Source organism: Arthrobacter sp. YA7-1, assembly GCF_025960325.1.
GTDB lineage: Bacteria > Actinomycetota > Actinomycetes > Actinomycetales > Micrococcaceae > Arthrobacter > Arthrobacter bambusae_A.
In genome coordinates this window covers 1,128,153-1,146,480 of the sequence record NZ_CP110114.1, presented here as the reverse complement: position 1 = coordinate 1,146,480, position 18,328 = coordinate 1,128,153, and the positions used below count along the sequence as shown (strand labels likewise).

Genomic DNA, 18,328 nt, shown 5'->3' with positions numbered 1-18,328 from the left:
GACGGTGCGCGGTGGCGTTCGTCCTCGCCAAGTACGTGCCGGCCGTGCCGTCCAGCGTATGGGTCCTTGCCCTCGCCACCTTGGCGACGGCTCCGATCCTTCCTTTCAGCGGCATGATCGTCTCCTTCACCCACAACCTTGACCCGCTCTACGTGGGCCTCGGCTCGATCGCCCTGCTCGGCATGAACGTTGGACGCGACATCAACGCGCTGAAGACACTCAACTGGCGCACGGTCATTGTGGCGACAATCACGTTCTCCGCAAGTTTCATAGCGGCCGCGGCGCTTGCTCAATTCGTCATCCATGTTTGAGCGCTGACGCCGAGCGACATACCGAGTCAGATGAACGCCGGAAGGACATCAGAACACCTGGGGCTTGCTAAGATCTAAAGGCTCAACCGGTCGCCCCGGAGAGCCTCCCATCAACTGGCCCGGAAACGGACGTGCCCCCACGCGCCCGGTACCGGTCCTTGCCCGACCCCAGGAGATCCCCGCTCTCATGACCGCATTGGCCGAACCTGACTATTTCGACGTCCACGACGAGGATTACCGCACCGAACTGGACTCGCGCTACGAGGAAGGTTTCGGGCGCGGCCCCGAGCTCGACGACGACTACGGAAACGGCTACGACGAGCTCGACAAGCTCTTCGATGGCTTGTTCGACGACGAGGATGACTTCGATGCACCGGCCAAGGCCGAAAAGAAGACCCCGGCCAAGAAAGATGCTCCAAAGGCCACTTCCCTAAAGGCGGCCACGCCGAAGAAGGCGTCGTCGACGTCGTTGCCCAAGGCCAGTCCGGTCATTACCCGCAGGGTGGTACCCGCGGCCGCTCCCGCCGTCGAACCGGCCGCCGTCGTCGAGCCGGGCCTTGTTGTCGAGACGCCGACTGTCGCCGCCGTCGAACCAGCCGCCGTCGAACCAGCCGCCGTCGAGCCGGCAAGCTCCGAAGCGGCTCCCGCGGAACAATCCGTGACGCCCGGGGTTCCGGACAGCCCCTTCTTCGCCCCGCACATCGCCGCGGTCAACCAGCATGTGGAATTCCTCCGCAAGCTCCGCCCGGGCTTCGAGGTCCCCTATGTGGATCCGATGCATTCAGTGGAGGATTGCCGGATTGTCACCCTGTTTTCCAACACGAGCGAGGCCTCCCCACGGGGGGTTGTCTGGGCCGGCGACGACGCCGCTGCCACACGCCTGCTGGGCCTGCAGTTCCAGCTCGGCCTGCGTCCCGAATGGATGATGCCGTGGAACACCCACCCGTGGTTCACTCCCGGCGAGGCGAACGGAAAGCTGACTCCCGAGCAGGTCGCAGCAGGCCTCAAGCCGCTCATCGCTTTCCTCAAACTCGTTCCGCGCGCCTCGGCGATCGTTGCCCATGGAACAGAAGCCAACCGCCTGGCGCAGATGCTTCTCAAGACGGACAACCAGCTGATCTGGCGCCGCGGCTTGAAGGTCTACAAGGCCCGCTCGCTGCACGGTCGCGCTTTCGCCGGTTCCAAGGAACGCCAGACTGAATGGCTGATCGAAATGGGCCGCTCCTACGCGGACGCCATGGCCCGGGCGGGTCTCCAGACGGGTCGGCGCTAAGGGCGCCTAGCGCCGTGGCTTTCGGGCCGGCTTCCCGGCAAACAGTTTCCGGTCCACCGAAAGCGCCCCGGAGCCGATGAAGGCAAACGCCAACGCCAACGCGATATACAGAATCAGCAGCTCGGCGTTGATTCCGGGACTATCGCTCAGCAGCGGCTTGCCTGATTCGGTGACAAACCAGATCCCGGCGTACATGAGCGCTGCCAGGAAGCCAGCCACCCTGGTCAGGGCGCCGAGCACCAAAAGTGCACCCAGCCCGGTTTCACCCCAGATGACCAGCCAGGACATCAGTTCCGCTTTTTGGACACCCATCGCGGCGATGGTTGCCTCGAACGCAGGCTGCCCGGCCAGGAGCTTCTGGACTCCATGCAGCAGCAGAAGGCCGCCGAACACGATCCTCAAAAACGCGATGCCGCGCGAGGACGATGTCTGCGAAGGAAGGAGGAGTTTCACCCGGTCCAATCTTCCATGCGGATGGCGCAGCTCAAAAACGGGCGCTCCGTCCACGGCAGAATGGAAACTGCGGTGGGCCTCGCTGGGAGGCCCGGACGGGATGGGTGAAGCCGGTATGGATGTTGACGTCGTCGTAGTCGGCGGAGGCGCAATGGGATCTGCTGCGGCCAGGCAGCTCGCACTCAGGGGGCGATCGGTGGTTCTCCTAGAGCAGTTTGAAGAGGGGCACCATGTGGGCGCTTCCCACGGTGCAACGCGCAACTTCAACACGGCCTACGCGGAGGACGCCTATCTCGCCCTGGTCAGCGAGGCCAGGGACCTCTGGGACGGGCTCGCAGAGGAGACCGAAATGCAACTGTTGGATCTTGTGGGTCTGGCCAACCACGGAAATATTGCCCGGCTCCGGGAAGTTCGCACCGCGCACGCACAGCGGGGCATCGCAAGCCACTTCATCTCCGCAAAGGAGGCGTCAGACCGCTGGCAGGGCATGGTCTTCCGAAGCGATGTTCTGTTTGTGCCGGACTCGGGCCGGGTCCGTGCGGCCGAGGCCCTCAGGGCGCTGCGCGCATCAGCTGAGGCGCACGGTGCTCGCTTCACGTATTCCACACCGGTTCGCGACATCCGTGTCCTCCGCGACGATTGCGCCGTCGTCGTGACTGATTCGCTGGAGATCACCGCGCGCCGGGTTGTCATCACGGCGGGCGCCTGGACCAGCAAGCTTGTCGGGACGCAGGTGCCCCTCCCCCGCCTGGTAGTCACCCAGGAGCAACCTGCCCATTTCACGCCCATCGATGATTCCCAGTCCTGGCCGAGTTTCAACCACGCACCGGACCCCGGTGATCCCCGCGACGACTATTGGTACAGCCCCGTCTATGGGATGCTCACACCGGACGAAGGGGTCAAGGCGGGGTGGCATGGCGTAGGACCGGTCACCGATCCTGATGCCCGCACGTTCCAACCCGAGCCGGTCCAGCTGGAGGCCCTCCGCCGCTACGCTCGTGAATGGCTGCCAGGGGTCGACGCCGAATCGGCGGTTCCCATCAGCTGCACCTACACGAGCACGGCCAACGAAGACTTCGTGCTCGACCGTTTTGGACCGCTGGTGGTCGGGGCCGGGTTCTCCGGGCACGGATTCAAGTTCACCCCGGCAATTGGCCGCGTACTTGCCGATCTTGTCGACGGGATAGACGCGCCGCGCCGCTTCCGCCGCGCTTAAACGCAACTGACTCGCAGTTGTTGTCGTTCTGAGCTCTCAAAACGACAACAACTGCGAGTCAGTTGGGTGGGGCGGGCGCCTAGTTCAGCGTCGCGACAACCTCGTTGAGCTTTGCGGAGGGACGCATCACGGCCTCTGCCTTGGCGGCGTCGGGGCGGTAGTAGCCGCCGATGTCGGCAGGCGAACCCTGGACTGCGAGCAGCTCGGCGATGATGGTGTCCTCATTGGACGTCAGGGCCCCGGCGACGGCGGAGAACGCCGCTGCGAGCTCGGCGTCGTCGCTCTGCTGGGCCAGTTCCTGCGCCCAGTACTTCGCGAGGTAGTAGTGGCTGCCTCGGTTGTCGAGTTCGCCCACCTTGCGCTTCGGGGACTTGTTATCCAGGAGGAACGTGCCCGTGGCGCGGTCGAGTGTGTCGGCGAGGACCTGGGCCCGCGCGTTCCCGGTGGTAGTGGCGAGGTGCTCGAAGCTAACTGCCAATGCGAGGAACTCACCCAGGCTGTCCCAGCGCAGGTGGTTTTCCTGCAGGAGCTGCTGGACGTGCTTCGGAGCCGATCCGCCGGCACCGGTCTCGAAGAGGCCGCCGCCATTGATCAGCGGGACCACGGAGAGCATCTTGGCGCTGGTGCCGAGTTCCAGGATCGGGAACAGGTCGGTGAGGTAGTCACGCAGCACGTTTCCGGTCACCGAGATGGTGTCTTCGCCCTTGCGGATCCGCTCGAGCGTGAACGCGGTGGCCTTCTCCGGGGACATGATTTCGATCTGAAGGCCCTCGGTGTCGTGGTCCTTCAGGTATTCCTTGACCTTGCCGATCAGCTGGGCGTCGTGGGCGCGGGTTTCGTCGAGCCAGAAGACAGCCGGCATCTTGGAAGCGCGGGCGCGGGTCACAGCGAGCTTGACCCAGTCGCGGATCGGCACGTCCTTGGTCTGGCAGGCGCGCCAGATGTCACCCGGGGAGACCTGGTGTTCGATCAGCACGGTTCCAGAGGAATCCACAACCTGCATGGTTCCCGCGTACTCAACTTCGAAGGTCTTATTGTGGCTGCCGTATTCTTCGGCGGCTTGTGCCATCAGGCCGACGTTCGGAACCGTACCCATGGTGGTGGGATCGAAGGCGCCGTGGGCACGGCAGTCATCGATGACCACTTGGTAGACATCCGCGTAACAGCTGTCCGGGATGACGGCGAGGGTGTCGTGCTCCTTGCCGTCCGGTCCCCACATGTGGCCGGAGCTGCGGATCATTGCCGGCATCGAGGCGTCAACGATGATGTCGCTGGGAACGTGGAGGTTGGTGATGCCCTTGTCGGAGTCGACCATGGCCAGTGCCGGGCCGTCTTCCAGGCCCTTCTTGATGGCCGCCTTGATGCCTTCGCGAACGTCCTCGGGGAGTTCTTCGAGGCCGTTGAGGATGGAAGCCAGGCCGTTGTTGGCACTCAGTCCGGCAGCAGCGATCTGCTTGCCGTAGGTGTTGAAAAGCTCCGAGAAGTACGCCTTGACGACGTGGCCGAAGATGATCGGGTCGGAGACCTTCATCATGGTGGCCTTCAGGTGTGCCGAGAACAGCACGCCCTCTTCCTTGGCACGAACCACCTGGGCGGCCAGGAACTCGTCCAAGGCGGCCGCGCGCAGCACGGTGCCGTCCACTACTTCACCGGCGAGCACGGGGAAAGCCGGCTTGAGGACCTTGACGGTGCCGTCCTCGCGGACAATCTGGATCTTGACGGTGTCATCTGCGGGGATGACCACGGACTTCTCGTTGGAGCGGAAATCGTCCGCCGTCATGTGCGCGACGTTGGTCTTGGAGTCCGCGCTCCAGGCACCCATGGAATGCGGGTTCTGGCGGGCGTAGTTCTTCACCGACAGGGGCGCGCGGCGGTCCGAGTTGCCTTCACGCAGGACCGGGTTCACGGCCGAGCCCTTGATCTTGTCGTAGCGCGATCGGATGTCCGTCTCTTCGTCAGAGGAGGGGTTGTCCGGGTAGTCCGGAAGCGCGTAGCCCTGCCCTTGGAGCTCGGCAATGGCTGCCTTCAGCTGCGGGACGGAGGCGCTGATGTTGGGGAGCTTGATGATGTTCGCTTCGGGTTTCTTTGCCAGTTCACCCAGTTCGGCGAGTGCGTCACTGATCCGCTGCTCTTCAGTCAGGTAGTCACCGAAGACGGCGATGATTCGGCCGGCCAGCGAAATGTCGCGGGTTTCGACCTCCACGCCGGCCGTTGAGGCGAAAGCTTCCACAATCGGCAGGAACGAGTATGTCGCCAGCATCGGCGCTTCGTCAGTGTGGGTATAGATAATCTTTGCCATTGGCGGGGCATCTCCCTGAAAGTCTGCAGATTTCAACATCTCTAACTTACCTGAGGGGGCCGGATTGGCGCGTACCGGGACGGATTCTTGGGACCTTTACCACGTCATACCTCGCCGAACCTTATGTACCTCAGCGACAAATCGGAGTAGGTTCATTGGGTCAAACTGTGGCCGACGTCACGTGGCCGCCAAACGATTGGCAGGACAATCATGACAAAGAAATCACTCCCCATCACTGGTCTCCTGAGCCTCCTTACCTCCGCCGTTTTGACCCTCTGTGCCGCTGGAGGGGCGGCAGCCGCAACGCCTTTCAATGCGGTTTCGAGCTTCGCAGCGCCTGGGACGCAGCAGCTCGTCAGTCTGGCGACAACAAACACCGACCCCACCGGGTACTGGACTCCCGAACGGATGCAAGCAGCAATCCCCGGCGACGTCCTCGCAGGCAAGGCCCTCGCAAGAGCGGGCGCATCGAGCACCGCCGCTGCCGCAGTCGAAACCGGGCCGCCCGTGAAAATCGCGAGCGCCAAGGGCAGCAACGGGAGCCTGCATCAAGACGAAGACCCCATTGACCACGTCGGCAAGGTCTTCTTCACCATGGGTGCCTTCGCATATGTCTGCTCCGGCAACGTCGTCGTGTCGGATAACGACAGCACGGTGGCGACCGCTGGCCACTGTGTCAACGAGGGTCCGGGAGCATTCGTGAAGAACTTCATCTTCGTACCGGCCTATCTCAACGGCAAGGCTCCATTCGGCATCTGGCCGGCCAAAGCCCTGTACACGACACCCCAGTGGCGCACCACGGGCGACATCCGCTATGACACAGGCTTCGCGGTCACTGCCACCGTCAACGGCAAACACCTGGCCGACGTCGTTGGGGCGTCGGGCGTGGAGTTCAACCAGGACCGGGGACTCAGCTATGAAGCCTTCGGCTACCCTGCTGCTCCGCCGTTCGACGGCCAATCGTTGAAGAGCTGTTCCGGCGACGCAACCAAGGATCCCATCAACCCCCAGTTCAAGGCACAGGGCATTCCCTGCGATATGACCGGTGGCTCATCGGGCGGACCTTGGATGGTCGACTCCGAACGGGATTCCTACCAAAACTCCATTACGAGCTACGGTTACCCCGGCGGCCCGGCCGTGATCTACGGTCCTTACTGGGGCTCCGTTATCCGGGATGCCTACGAGCTGGCGTCCGGATCCTAGGCCTTCCGGCCTCCCGGAAATAGGGCAGAATTCGCTTCTTGTCAAAACGAAAGTCAAATCTCACAATCCCTTTACATCCTTGTCACGACTTGGGTAGTTTCGGTTCCGTCAGTCCACGCGGCCACCACAAAACCGGCCGCCTCTCCCCCGATATCTAGGACAACTGTGACGAGAACCAAGACCCTGGCCACAAGCCTGCTCAGCCTGACTGCCGCCGCCCTGCTTTCGCTGGGCGCCGGCAGCGGAGCTTCTGCGGCTCCGTCCACAAGCCACGGCGCCGATGCGTCGACCGTCAGCAGCAATCCGGCGTCGGACGGCAACACTGCTGACTATTGGACTCCTGAGCGGATGAAGAACGCCGTCTCCGGCGACGTCCTGGCGACCAAGGCTCTCACGCGGGCACAAGCCGCACTCGGACTTGCCGACCTCCCGGTTTCTCCCGATCAGGTTTTTCCGGGCCTGGGGAGCGCCCTGACCACCATCGAAGGGCAGCAAGCCGCCAGCCCGGCAACGCCGTCCCCGGCCGTGGACCGCAAAGCCAATGGCGGTGAAGCTCCCGTCCCGCACATCGGGAAGGTGTTCTTCACTCTCGGCGGCGTGAATTATGTCTGCTCCGGAAACTCCATCACCTCGGCCAACCGGAGCACAGTGTCCACGGCCGGCCACTGCCTCAACGAAGGCCCCGGGGCGTTCGCGAGCAACTTCACGTTTGTTCCTGCCTACCAGAACGGCGCGGCGCCCTACGGAAAGTGGACGGCCAAGGCGCTGTACACCACCAGCCAGTGGTCCTCGAGTGGAGCCATGCAGTACGACACCGGATTCGCCGTCATGAACCCCCTCAATGGCCAAAAGCTCGCTGACGTCGTGGGTGCCTCAGGAGTCCAGTTCAATGCCGCCCGCGGACTCGCATACAAGTCGTTCGGTTACCCCGCGGCGGCTCCCTTCACCGGAGAGTCACTCATGAGCTGCTCCGGCACGGCCGTCAACGATCCCTACAACCCCCAGTACAACACTCAGGGAATCCCGTGCAACATGACGGGCGGTTCCTCCGGCGGCCCATGGTTCACGGGAACCAGCTCCGCCGGATACCAGAACTCGGTGAACAGCTACGGCTACGGCAGCAACTCCACCAACATGTACGGCCCGTACTGGGGCTCAGTCATCCAAGGCACCTACCAGACGGCGTCCACCGCCCCGTAACCTCCCCGGCACCCCAACCCCACCCGAGCGCAGGGGACATGCCCCCCGTTCGCTCCCAGGACTGGACATATTGCGAATATGCCCAGTCCTGACCACTAAAAATGGACATGTCCATCCGGGAAGGGAGGACATGTCCATTTTTTGGTAGAACGAGTGGAACGAGCGGAGAGGGCGGATCAGGTGGAGCACCCGGACCCAGGGAATGGACCTAGTGGAAGAAGTGCCTTGCCCCGGTGAAGTACATCGTGATGCCGGCGGCGTTGGCTGCGGCAATCACTTCCTCGTCGCGCACTGAGCCACCAGGCTGGACGACGGCGCGGACACCGGCGTCGATCAGGATCTGCAGGCCATCGGCGAACGGGAAGAACGCGTCGGAAGCGGCCACGGCGCCGCGGGCACGCTCGGGAGCGCTGCTCGTCCCGACGTTGGAGGCACCGCCGGCACCATCGACGTCGGACTCTACCTGGACACCCAGGGTGTTGGCGCGCTCAACGGCCAGTTTGCACGAGTCCAGGCGGTTGACCTGGCCCATGCCGATGCCCACTGCGGCTCCGTTGTTGGCGAGGAGGATCGCGTTGGACTTGGCGGCCCGGCAAGCGGTCCAAGCGAACGCGAGGTCGGCCAGCGTGGCGTCGTCGGCGGCTTGGCCGGCGGCGAGGGTCCAGTTGGCGGGGTTGTCGCCGTCGGCATCCACCTTGTCGGCTTGCTGGACGAGGACGCCGCCCGAGACCTGGCGGATCTCCGTCGGGTAGCGGCCGTAACCGTCCGGCAGGGCCAGCAGGCGGATGTTCTTCTTCTTGGACAGGATTTCAACGGCTTCCGGCTCGAAGCCCGGGGCGATGACAACCTCCGTGAAGATCCCGGCAACGGTCTGCGCCATGCCCGCCGTGACAATGCTGTTTGCCGCGATGACGCCGCCGAAAGCGGACACCGGATCGCAAGCGTGGGCCTTGGCGTGGGCGTCGGCGATGGGGTCGGCCGCATCGACGGAACCAACGGCCACGCCGCACGGGTTGGCGTGCTTGATGATGGCGACGGCCGGCTCGGAGAAGTCGAACGCAGCACGGAGGGCCGCGTCGGCGTCGACGAAGTTGTTGTAGCTCATGGCCTTGCCGTGCAGCTGGTCAGCCTGGGCGATGCCGGCGGGCGCGGCCTTGTCCACGTAGAGGGCAGCCTGCTGGTGCGGGTTTTCGCCGTAGCGCAGCACCTCGGAGCGTTCCAGGGCGAGGCCGGCGTACGCGGGCCAATCGATGATGCCGTCTCCGTCTTCGTCGAGGAACTGGCTGGCAGTCCAGGTGGCGACGGCGGTGTCGTAGGTCGCGGTGTGAGCGAAGGCCTTCGCGGCCAGGCGGCGGCGCGTCTTCAAGTCGAAGCCACCAGCGGCTGCAGCTTCCACCACGGCGCCGTAGAAGTTCGGGTCCACAACGATCGCGACGGCGGCATGGTTCTTGGCGGCCGAACGCACCATGGCGGGGCCTCCGATGTCGATCTGCTCGACGACGTCGTCCTGCGCGGCGCCGGAGCGGACGGTCTCCACGAAGGGGTAGAGGTTGACCACGACGAGGTCGAAGGGCTCGATCTCCATCTTGGCCAGCGTTTCCATGTGCGCGGGAACACGGCGGTCGGCCAGGATGCCGCCGTGCACGCGGGGGTGCAGGGTCTTGACCCGGCCGTCGAGCATCTCCGGGGAACCGGTGACTTCTTCGACTTCCTTGACCGGAATACCGGCTGCGGCGATCTTCTTCGCGGTGGAACCGGTGGAGACGATGGCGACTCCTGCTGCATGCAGGCCCTTCGCGAGTTCCTCCAGTCCCGTCTTGTCGTAAACCGAGATCAGTGCACGGCGGATGGGAACACGGTCAAGCTGCGTCAAGCTCACAAAAGTCTCCGTCTTATATCGCGGGATTCCGCGGTTGCTGGGGATACGGACGAGTTTATCGTGTTGTGGCTCCTCTTCGTCGTTCGAGACGTGGCGGCGCCCGCAACATATGGTTGGGCCATGGAATCCGCGGATGTGATTTTGGTGGCCGACGTCGGCAAGAGCCGATGCAGGATCGAGCTTAGGCAGGGCGACGAGGTGTTGGGCTCGGCGGACCAGCACGGCTTCCCCGGCCTGGGCATGGACAACGGCGCCCGGCTCGCCTTCCAACTGCTCGCGGACACTGCAGGCATGCTGCCGCGAGGGCTTCCGGCAGCATTCCCTGAAGGTTCCTTGTGTGGAATCGGCGCGGCCGTTGCCGGGGTTGAGGCTTCGGCGGAGAACTCCCACGAACTCGCCGTCCTCCTTTCCGAGAGCTTCAAGGTCCCGGCCGCGGTTCTCTCGGATGCCACCGCGGCGCAACTCGGCGCCTTGGACGGCGCACCGGGAACGGTGCTGATTGTGGGCACGGGTGCGGTTGCCTTCCGCTTCGACGACGCCGGGACCCTCCACCGCGCCGACGGTTGGGGACCGCTGTTGGGTGATCGCGGAAGCGGCCGGTGGATCGGCCAGCAGGGTCTCCAGGCCGCACTTCAAGCGCACGACGGCGGCCCTGCCACGTCGTTGCTCGGTGCAGCTGCCGGGCTGATCGGCTCGCCCGCGCAGCTTCCGGCATGGCTCGCCGAATCCGGCAACCCGGCCCGGACGATGGCGCGTTTCGCCCCCGCGGTGCTGGACGAAATGGAGGCGGGAGACGCCGTCGCACGCGGCATTGTGGATGAAGCCTGCCGACTCCTCACGAACACCGTGACCCTTGCCTCAGGCGACACCAAGCAGGTGGCACTCGTTGGCGGCGTCGTGAAATCGGAGTTCTTCGCCCGGCTCTTGCACAACGCCCTCGCTTCGGCTGGGATTGAGGTGGTTGCGGCACTCGGCGATGGCATGGACGGGGCCGCCCTCGCAGCGAACCGCCGCGGGCTCCTCCAGGAAAGGTACATTCACCGTGACGGAACAGCCTGACGCAACAGCTCCTCCCGGCTCCCCGGACCCGCTCGAGGAACTCCGTTCCGAGCTCGCGGGCCTCCAAACCGAAGCGGCATCGCCCGCGCTCAGTGAATTGGACACCATGGGCACGGCCGAGCTCGTCGCCGCCATGAACGGGCAAAACCGCGGCGTCCCGGCCGCCGTCGAGCAAGCCAGCGGGCAGATCGCCGCAGTGGTCGACGCCGTTGCGGAACGCCTCGCCCGCGGAGGCCGGCTGCTCTACGTCGGCGCCGGAACGGCCGGACGGCTCGGGGTATTGGACGCGAGCGAATGCCCGCCCACCTTCGGCACTCCCCCGGGCCTCGTCGTCGGGATCATCGCTGGCGGCACCCAGGCCATCCAGAAACCGGTGGAGTACGCCGAGGACAACGCCACGGCCGGGGCCCGGGACCTGCACGACATCAGCGTGACCGAGGCGGACGCCGTCGTCGGAATATCAGCTTCGGGACGCACGCCGTACGTGATCGGCGCCCTCGAGGAGGCCCGCAGCCGCGGCGCCTTCACGGCATCGCTCGCCTGCAACCACGACTCACCGATCAGCAAACTCGCGGACGTGGCGATCGACGTTGTCGTCGGTCCCGAGTTCGTTGCCGGTTCCACGCGGCTTAAGGCGGGGACCGCCCAAAAGCTCGTCCTCAACATGATCAGCACGCTCGCCATGGTCAAGCTCGGGAAGACCTACGGAAACCTCATGGTCGATCTGCGTGCCACCAACAACAAACTCCTCGCCAGGTCCCAACGGACCATCCAACACGCCACCGGCGTGGACGCTGAGACGGCGATTCGCGCGCTGGATTCGGTGGGTGGATCGGTCAAGGCGGCCATCCTGGTGGTGCTCACGGGGATCGATCCGGCGCAGGCGAAGAGCGCTTTGGATGAGGCCGGCGGCTTCCTGCGGAAGGCGATCCAGAAGCACGGATAGAGTTTCCCCAGAAGGGGAAATGAATACTTATACGACCGTCCCGAGCGGCGAACAAGTTGTCCAGGAGCTGCCGTGGAGGTGGAAGGTCCAGGGCAGGATCTTCCTGATCGGCGGCCTCGGCAACATGTTCGATGCTTGGGACGTCACCCTCAACGGCATCCTTGTTCCGCTGCTTTCCAAGCGTTGGTCCCTCCAACCCGCCCACGCCGGATGGATCGGCACCGCCAGCCTGATCGGCATGGCTTTGGGTGCCTTCGCCTGGGGCACCATCGCGGACACGATCGGCCGGAAGCGGGCCTTCACCGCGACCCTTCTGGTGCTCTCCATCTTCACGGTGCTGGGCGTCCTCGCCCCGGACATCGTCTGGTTCTGCGTCTTCCGCTTCGTGGCCGGTTTCGGACTGGGCGGATGCATTCCGGTGGCAGCTCGAGCTCGACTGATCCCCCCTGCCCGCCCACCCAACTAGTGGTCTGTCTCAGTTTTGCTTGATGGTTTCGAGTGCGACGCGGCCACGGGCTACTTTTTTGAGGATTGAGTCTGCGGTCGCGGTCCAAACCAGTGGTTTGGGTTCGGTGTTGTGAGCGGCGAGGTACTCTTCGATCTTGTTGATCAGGTCCGGGACGGAATGGAAGGCTCCGCGGCGCAGGGCCTTGTCCGTCAATTCCCGGAACCATCGCTCGACGAGGTTCAGCCACGAGGACGAGGTCGGAGTGAAATGCAGCTGGAACCGGGGATTTTTCGCCAGCCAGGCTTTCACGTCCGGGTGTTTATGCGTGGCGTAGTTGTCCAGGATCAGATGGACATCCAGGCCCTGCGGGACTTCCTTGTTGATGGTCTTGAGGAACACCAGGAATTCCTCGTGGCGGTGTTTGGGCAGGCAGGACCCGATGACTTTCCCGGTCGCCACGTCCAGGGCCGCGAACAACGTGGTGGTGCCGTGGCGCTTGTAGTCATGGGTCATCGTTTCCGCCCTGCCCTTCGTCATCGGCAGCGACGGCTGGGTACGGTCCAGCGCCTGGATCGAGGACTTTTCATCCATGCACAGCACGATCGCTTTTTCCGGCGGGTTCAAATACAGCCCGACCACGTCGATGAGTTTTTCCTCAAACTTCGGATCGTTTGAGAGCTTGAACGAGTCCACCAGATGCGGCTTCAGGCCACGGGCGGCCCAGATCCGCTGCACTTGCGCCGGGGACACCCCGACCTTCGCGGCCATCGTCCGCACCGACCAATGAGTCTGCCCTTCCGGCTTGGAATTGCGCGTCAGGTCAACGATCTCATCGATCTTTGCCTGCGGAATGACCGGCTTACGGCCCCGCCCCGGACGAACCTCACCCAAATGGGTGAGACCATCTTCGGCGAAGCGGGCACGCCAAGAACGCACCGTCGCCGGGCTCACACCAACAATCCCCGCGATCCACTCACTCGCCAGCCCCTCCGCGGCCATCAACAAAACCTGCGCCCGCTGCACCTCACGGTAGGACGCCGTCTGCGACTTGGAAAGCCTCTCAAGAAGCACACGCTGGGCATCAGAAACCACCAAAGCAGGAGCACGATTCGACATGCACCAATATTAACAGCCCACCTCTAGCTATTTTGGAGACACACCACTAGCTCGCATTAGATGTCGTTTTCGAGCCTCAAAACGACACCTACTGCGAGTTAGCGGATGAGCGCCGCTGGTGCGCCGTGGGCCGGGAAAGTATGCGTCTGGCTCACCAAGACTCTGGCTCTCTCCGGGCGGCTCGGTGATCATGGAGGTGTTCGTCTCGGTGAACGCCGACCCAACTTGGTGCCTTGAGTCCGTGAGTTAGCGTGGCGTGGAGGACTTCCACGGGAACCGTGGATTGTTGCTTTGAAGCACGGGTATTAGATTCCTGAATATTTTCCCTGTCCTCCCCGAGACGGACACAGTAGATGGCCGTCTGAGGGTGTTGGAGGGAAGTCGTTATGGACATTGTTCACGAGCGGGCCGCGGGGTTGGATATCTCCAAACGCGACGCGAAAGTCTGCGTGCGGGTCCCGGGCCCGCGGGCCGGGACCTACACATCAACGGTTACGACCTGGGCCGCGAACACGCATCAGATCCTGGAGCTGCGTGAGTTCCTGGAACGCGAACATGTGAGCACGGTGGTGATGGAAGCGACCAGTGATTACTGGAAGCCCTTCTACTACCTGATGGAGGAGACGCTGCCGGTGATGCTCGTCAACGCCAAGGCGGCCCGGAACATCCCCGGCCGCAAGACGGACGTCTCCGACGCGGCCTGGCTGGCGCAGTTGGCCGCTTTCGGGTTGTTGCGGGCCTCGTTCGTGCCGCCGGAACCGATCCGTGAGCTCAGGGACCTGACCCGGGCCCGTGCGATCGCCACCCGCGACCGGGCCCGGGAGATCCAGCGGCTGGAGAAGTTCCTGGAGAGTTCCGGGATCAAGCTCTCCTCGGTGGTCTCGGATCTGACAGGGGTCTCCTCCCGGAACATCCTCGAGGCCCTCATCAACGGAGAACGCAACCCAGAGGTGCTGGCCGGGATGGCCCGGGGCATGCTGCGCTCGAAGATCCCGGCCCTCGTCGACGCGCTCACCGGCCGGTTCAAACCCCACCACGCGTTCATGGCCCGCCTGCACCTGGACCAGATCGACACCCACACCCGGGTCATCGAGGCCCTCACGGCACGGATCGAGGAGGCGATGGAACCCTTTCGCGACGCCAGGGAAGCCCTGGCCGCCATCCCCGGAGTCTCCCGCAGGGTCGCCGAGGTGATCATCGCCGAAACCGGAGCGGACATGGCCGTGTTCGAAACCCCCGCCCGGCTCGTGTCTTGGGCCGGCGTCTGTCCCGGCGCGAACGAATCCGCCGGACGGATCAAATCCGCGCACATCCTGCCCGGGAACAAATACCTCAAGGGAGCCCTCGGCATCGCGGCTATGGCGGCCGCACGGTCCAAGAACACCTACCTCGCCGCGAGATACCACCGCATCACGGCCCGAAGCGGACGCAACAAAGCCCTCGTCGCCGTCGAGCATTCCATCCTCACCGCGGCCTGGCACATGCTCGCCAACGGCGAGTGCTACAACGAGCCCGGAGCTGACCACTTCACCCGCATCAACCCGACCCGCGCCAAGAACAACGCCATCAAGCAGCTCAACAGCCTCGGCTACGACGTCACGATCACTCCGGTCACCGCAGCCTGATCCACCCCTACTTTTGTATTAGTTGGGCCAAACGGAGGACTCAGGCGTGCTTTCCCGCCGCGAGCTCTGCGAGCGTCCGGACCAGGAGCCGCCGCTCCACAACCTTGATGCGCTCGTGCAAGGTATCTTCGGTGTCGTCCGGGGCGATGTCGACGGCTTCCTGGGCGATGATCGGGCCGGTGTCCACGCCAGCGTCGGCCCAGTGCACGGTGCAGCCAGTCACCTTCACGCCATAAGCCATGGCATCGCGGACACCGTGGGCACCCGGGAAGGCCGGAAGCAGTGCGGGGTGCGTGTTGAGGTACTTGCCGCCGAAGGCATCGATGAATTCCGGACTCACAATCCGCATGAACCCGGAGGAAACCACCACGTCCGGATCGTACGAGGCAACGGCCTTGGTCAGCGCGGCGTTCCAATCCGCCCGGTCCGCGTAGTCCTTGAAGTCCACCACGAAGGTGTCCAGTCCGGCTTCGGCGGAACGTTCCACGCCGTAGGTACCGGGCCGGTCAGCTCCCACGGCTGCGATCTCAACGTCCAGCTCGCCCGCCTTCACGGCGTCGATAACTGCTTGGAGGTTGGAACCGGTGCCGGAGACGAGGACAACAATGCGCATTGCACTAGCTTATGGCTGGCTCGCGTAGGCTGGAAAACATGAATTCCGGCGTTGGACCCACCCCGCAGCACCAGCCACAGAGCGAGGCTGCCAAATCAGCGCTTGCCGTTACCCGGACGCTGTTCAGGACTTTCCTGCTGACGGTGCTCGGCGCCATCTTCGTCTACATCCTGAACATCAGCTACGTCTGGCTCAGTGGCATCCTCACCGTCGTCGCGGGAGTGCTCGGAGTGGTGGTCCTTGTGCGCACCATCAAGTTCAAGCAACCGCGCATCGTCTTGTTCGGCACCATTTCCGGGCTGGTTGTCACGGCCATCATGTGCCTGCTGGTGCTCACCGCCGTCGTCTTCTTCCAGCAGATCCGCACCCTGGAGGACTGCGCACGAGGCGCGCTGACTCTCCACGCCCAGACCTCGTGCCAGCTCGATTTCCAGAACTCCATTCCCTCCGGATTGCGCTAGCCGGGCACAAGCCGAGGTGAGGCGGGCGCCTTAGCGGCGGTCGCCGTCGTACACGGCATCATCGAGATCCGCTTCGCGGAGCTTCTGCCGCCTCTCGAGCCAAGGCCCCACCCAATAACCGATCACGACGCCGATCCCCACCTCCGCGGCGATCCAGACTGCCGTCCACCGCGGGTCCGGTCCGATCTCGGTGAGGCGCCCGATCCCTGCGGAGCCGCGCGCCAGCCAGGCGAGGCCCCCCGCCAAAGCCCCGGCCACAGCCCCGACGAGCGCGCCGAGGAACAGCGTGGAAACAGGAGCCGTGAACCAGCGCGCCTTGATCTTGATGGAGAGCCATTCGTCGAAGTGGTTCTCCCCCGCACGCAGGAACCACCAGCCGGCCAGCAGACCCGCGATCACCGGAACGGCAAGGGCCGCGGCACCGAAGTCGAGTTGCCCAGTGGGCAGCGCGCCGAAGACGGGAATGGCGGGCAAGGGCCCGACGGCGGTGCCAAGCGGGCCGACGTGCGATCCAACACCGAGGGAGAACCCGGCCCCGGAGGACCAAGCCAAAGCGAAAACCGCCAGATTGGGCAGGTAGCCGAGCTGGGCGATGGTCAGGACGCCTCCGCCGAGGGCACCGGCTTTCAGGCCTTCGTAAACGGCGATGATGTCCGTCCAGTGCATGACAAGGTCGACTGCGAGCAACATCGCCGCGAGCGTCATGGCGGCCATGATCGCGACGAATCCGGCCTTGATGGCGGAACCAAAGTAGGACCCGGCCCAACGTGAATGTTGGCTAGTGCGTGCGAGCCAATCGACGGCGTCGACGCCAATGAGCCTGCTCCAGGAGCCGGACTCGCGGCGGGCGCCCACCACCATGCCCAGGCCGAACGGGATAAGCGGAAGCAAGGCAGCGAACCAGATGTTGATGACGATGTCCTGCGTGCGGCACACGAATCCGGTGGCCGCGCCGAACGCCCCATAAACAAGCAAGGCTCCGAAGAATGCCTGCCACAGTTGGTCCGTGTAGGAGGCCCTGGCCAGCCTGCGGCCGGCGCGCCAGGCCAGCAGGAACGGGACCAGAGTCAGTCCGAGCGGGATAAGGGACAGCATGCCGGAACCCGGTAGGCTCGCGGTTCCCATGTTGACTGTGGCCAGTTGCAGCGGCACGCCGTGGACAAGCAGCCACGTTTGGCCAGCCAAGCGCGCCAGGAAATCGATGGTGTGGTTCTGGAATCCGTCAGTAGCCCAGACGCCGATCAGCGGCAAGACCACCACGAGCGCGGAGATAATGGCGGCCTGGGCCGACTCAAGGGCACCCTGCAGCCACAAGGGCATGGGCAGGCCATGGTTACCGGTCTGATCAGCGCGCAGTTTCATCGTGTTCTATCGTGCCACGGCGCGCCCCGCTCACCCGGCAGGCGCCCGGACGCCCCGCCAATCCTCCAACGCCCGCTCACCTATGGGGCCCTCCGGGCCAACGCCCGCTCACCTCCGCCGGGCCGCCGTCGTACATGTGAGCGAGCGTCCAGGAAAAACCGCACATAAGTGAGCGAGCGTCGGGGGCGGCGGGCCGGGGCGGCGTCGTCGGGGCCGTCGGGGCCCGGGCCGATCCGAGCGCTTTTTGCATATGCCAGACGTAAAATTGGATTGTTCGCAATAGGTGGATGGAGGGCGTAATGACTACCGCAACCCCCCATGCACACGGTGTTCACTTCGGACGGACGGACATCCAGAACATCGGCATGGGTGTAGGTATTCTGATGGCGCTGGTGGGCCTTCTCGGATTCATTCCGGGCATCACCATGCGGTACGGGGAATTGCAGTTCTTCGGGCCGGATTCGCGCGCAATGCTCTTGGGCGTGTTCCAAGTGTCGTTGCTGCTCAACATTGTGCAGTTGCTCATCGGTGGAACCAGCTGGGCGATGTCCCGCTCGGGCGGCCATAGCGCACGCAATACCCTGATGAGCTTCGGTGCCTTGTACATCGTGCTCAGTGTGTATGGACTGAGCGTCGGGGTTGATTCGGCGGCCAATTTCCTGTCGCTGAACACGCTCGACAACTGGACGTTCATGGTCTTGGGCATCCTGATGGTCGCCGCCGGCTGGATGTTTTCACGTCACCTGGCTGACGACGCAAAGTAGCCCTATTCAAAGCCCGGATTAAGTGAGCCCGGGATTATAGGAGCCGCCAATGGGTAGGATCTACAACCAAATCTGAATAGTCATACAAGCGGTTGGTGCA

General features: G+C 64.1%; 16 protein-coding genes and 1 pseudogene. 11 read left to right on the top strand and 6 right to left on the bottom strand.

From position 1 onward, the window contains the following. Positions 1-11: 11 nt before the first annotated feature. Both OIT41_RS05390 and OIT41_RS05385 read left to right on the top strand, forming a co-directional pair. Positions 12-311 (top strand): hypothetical protein, encoded by a 300-nt coding sequence (locus tag OIT41_RS05390; RefSeq protein WP_241710466.1) that lies wholly within the window; start codon positions 12-14, stop codon positions 309-311. 775 nt (positions 312-1,086) lie between these two features. Next, positions 1,087-1,584, top strand: coding sequence for a uracil-DNA glycosylase (locus tag OIT41_RS05385; protein WP_241710486.1), 498 nt, complete (start codon positions 1,087-1,089; stop codon positions 1,582-1,584). A gap of 6 nt (positions 1,585-1,590) precedes the next feature. Here the strand turns inward: OIT41_RS05385 and OIT41_RS05380 are convergent, their stop codons facing one another. Then, positions 1,591-2,037, bottom strand: a complete 447-nt coding sequence (locus OIT41_RS05380) for a DoxX family protein (protein ID WP_241710465.1) — start codon at positions 2,035-2,037, stop codon at positions 1,591-1,593. 115 nt (positions 2,038-2,152) lie between these two features. Between OIT41_RS05380 and OIT41_RS05375 the strand changes: the two genes are divergently transcribed. After that, positions 2,153-3,253, top strand: a complete 1,101-nt coding sequence (locus OIT41_RS05375) for an FAD-dependent oxidoreductase (RefSeq protein ID WP_241710485.1) — start codon at positions 2,153-2,155, stop codon at positions 3,251-3,253. A gap of 79 nt (positions 3,254-3,332) precedes the next feature. On the opposite strand, the gene OIT41_RS05370 is transcribed toward OIT41_RS05375, so the two are convergent. Beyond that, positions 3,333-5,552: an NADP-dependent isocitrate dehydrogenase gene (locus OIT41_RS05370; protein ID WP_241710464.1), complete on the bottom strand. Its 2,220-nt coding sequence runs from the start codon at positions 5,550-5,552 to the stop codon at positions 3,333-3,335. 210 nt (positions 5,553-5,762) lie between these two features. Between OIT41_RS05370 and OIT41_RS05365 the strand changes: the two genes are divergently transcribed. Then, positions 5,763-6,755: a trypsin-like serine peptidase gene (locus tag OIT41_RS05365; protein WP_241710463.1), complete on the top strand. Its 993-nt coding sequence runs from the start codon at positions 5,763-5,765 to the stop codon at positions 6,753-6,755. A 165-nt stretch (positions 6,756-6,920) separates the two neighbouring features. Beyond that, a complete protein-coding gene (locus OIT41_RS05360) occupies positions 6,921-7,955 on the top strand; it encodes a trypsin-like serine peptidase (protein WP_241710462.1) in 1,035 nt (344 codons plus the stop codon). A 208-nt stretch (positions 7,956-8,163) separates the two neighbouring features. Here OIT41_RS05360 and purH read toward each other — a convergent pair whose 3' ends face one another. Next, the gene (gene purH / locus OIT41_RS05355) at positions 8,164-9,834 is read right to left on the bottom strand and encodes a bifunctional phosphoribosylaminoimidazolecarboxamide formyltransferase/IMP cyclohydrolase (protein ID WP_241710461.1); all 1,671 of its coding nucleotides are present in this window, start codon (positions 9,832-9,834) and stop codon (positions 8,164-8,166) included. A gap of 120 nt (positions 9,835-9,954) precedes the next feature. Between purH and OIT41_RS05350 the strand changes: the two genes are divergently transcribed. The 3 genes and pseudogenes from OIT41_RS05350 to OIT41_RS05340 all read left to right on the top strand — a co-directional run. Beyond that, complete coding sequence (locus OIT41_RS05350) at positions 9,955-10,893, top strand: N-acetylglucosamine kinase (RefSeq protein ID WP_241710460.1); 939 nt, start codon at positions 9,955-9,957, stop codon at positions 10,891-10,893. Beyond that, the gene (gene murQ / locus OIT41_RS05345) at positions 10,877-11,839 is read left to right on the top strand and encodes an N-acetylmuramic acid 6-phosphate etherase (RefSeq protein WP_241710459.1); all 963 of its coding nucleotides are present in this window, start codon (positions 10,877-10,879) and stop codon (positions 11,837-11,839) included. The genes OIT41_RS05350 and murQ overlap by 17 nt, the downstream gene beginning before the upstream one ends. 19 nt (positions 11,840-11,858) lie before the next feature. Further along, positions 11,859-12,260, top strand: a pseudogene (locus OIT41_RS05340) (MFS transporter); the annotation flags it as partial. A gap of 54 nt (positions 12,261-12,314) precedes the next feature. Here OIT41_RS05340 and OIT41_RS05335 read toward each other — a convergent pair. Continuing rightward, positions 12,315-13,403, bottom strand: coding sequence for an IS630 family transposase (locus OIT41_RS05335; protein WP_241711099.1), 1,089 nt, complete (start codon positions 13,401-13,403; stop codon positions 12,315-12,317). Between the two features lie 386 nt (positions 13,404-13,789). Here OIT41_RS05335 and OIT41_RS05330 point away from each other — a divergent pair, with 386 nt between their 5' ends. Further along, a complete protein-coding gene (locus tag OIT41_RS05330; protein ID WP_264637527.1) occupies positions 13,790-15,028 on the top strand; it encodes an IS110 family transposase in 1,239 nt (412 codons plus the stop codon). Between the two features lie 40 nt (positions 15,029-15,068). On the opposite strand, the gene purN is transcribed toward OIT41_RS05330, so the two are convergent. Then, complete coding sequence (purN, locus tag OIT41_RS05325; protein WP_078106033.1) at positions 15,069-15,641, bottom strand: phosphoribosylglycinamide formyltransferase; 573 nt, start codon at positions 15,639-15,641, stop codon at positions 15,069-15,071. Between the two features lie 38 nt (positions 15,642-15,679). Between purN and OIT41_RS05320 the strand changes: the two genes are divergently transcribed. Beyond that, positions 15,680-16,102, top strand: coding sequence for a hypothetical protein (locus OIT41_RS05320; RefSeq protein WP_241710934.1), 423 nt, complete (start codon positions 15,680-15,682; stop codon positions 16,100-16,102). Between the two features lie 30 nt (positions 16,103-16,132). On the opposite strand, the gene OIT41_RS05315 is transcribed toward OIT41_RS05320, so the two are convergent. Further along, entirely contained in the window at positions 16,133-17,464 is a 1,332-nt protein-coding gene (locus OIT41_RS05315) for a DUF6350 family protein (RefSeq protein WP_241710932.1), read from the bottom strand. A 299-nt stretch (positions 17,465-17,763) separates the two neighbouring features. Here OIT41_RS05315 and OIT41_RS05310 point away from each other — a divergent pair, with 299 nt between their 5' ends. Beyond that, entirely contained in the window at positions 17,764-18,228 is a 465-nt protein-coding gene (locus OIT41_RS05310; protein ID WP_241710930.1) for a DUF4383 domain-containing protein, read from the top strand. Positions 18,229-18,328: the final 100 nt, after the last annotated feature.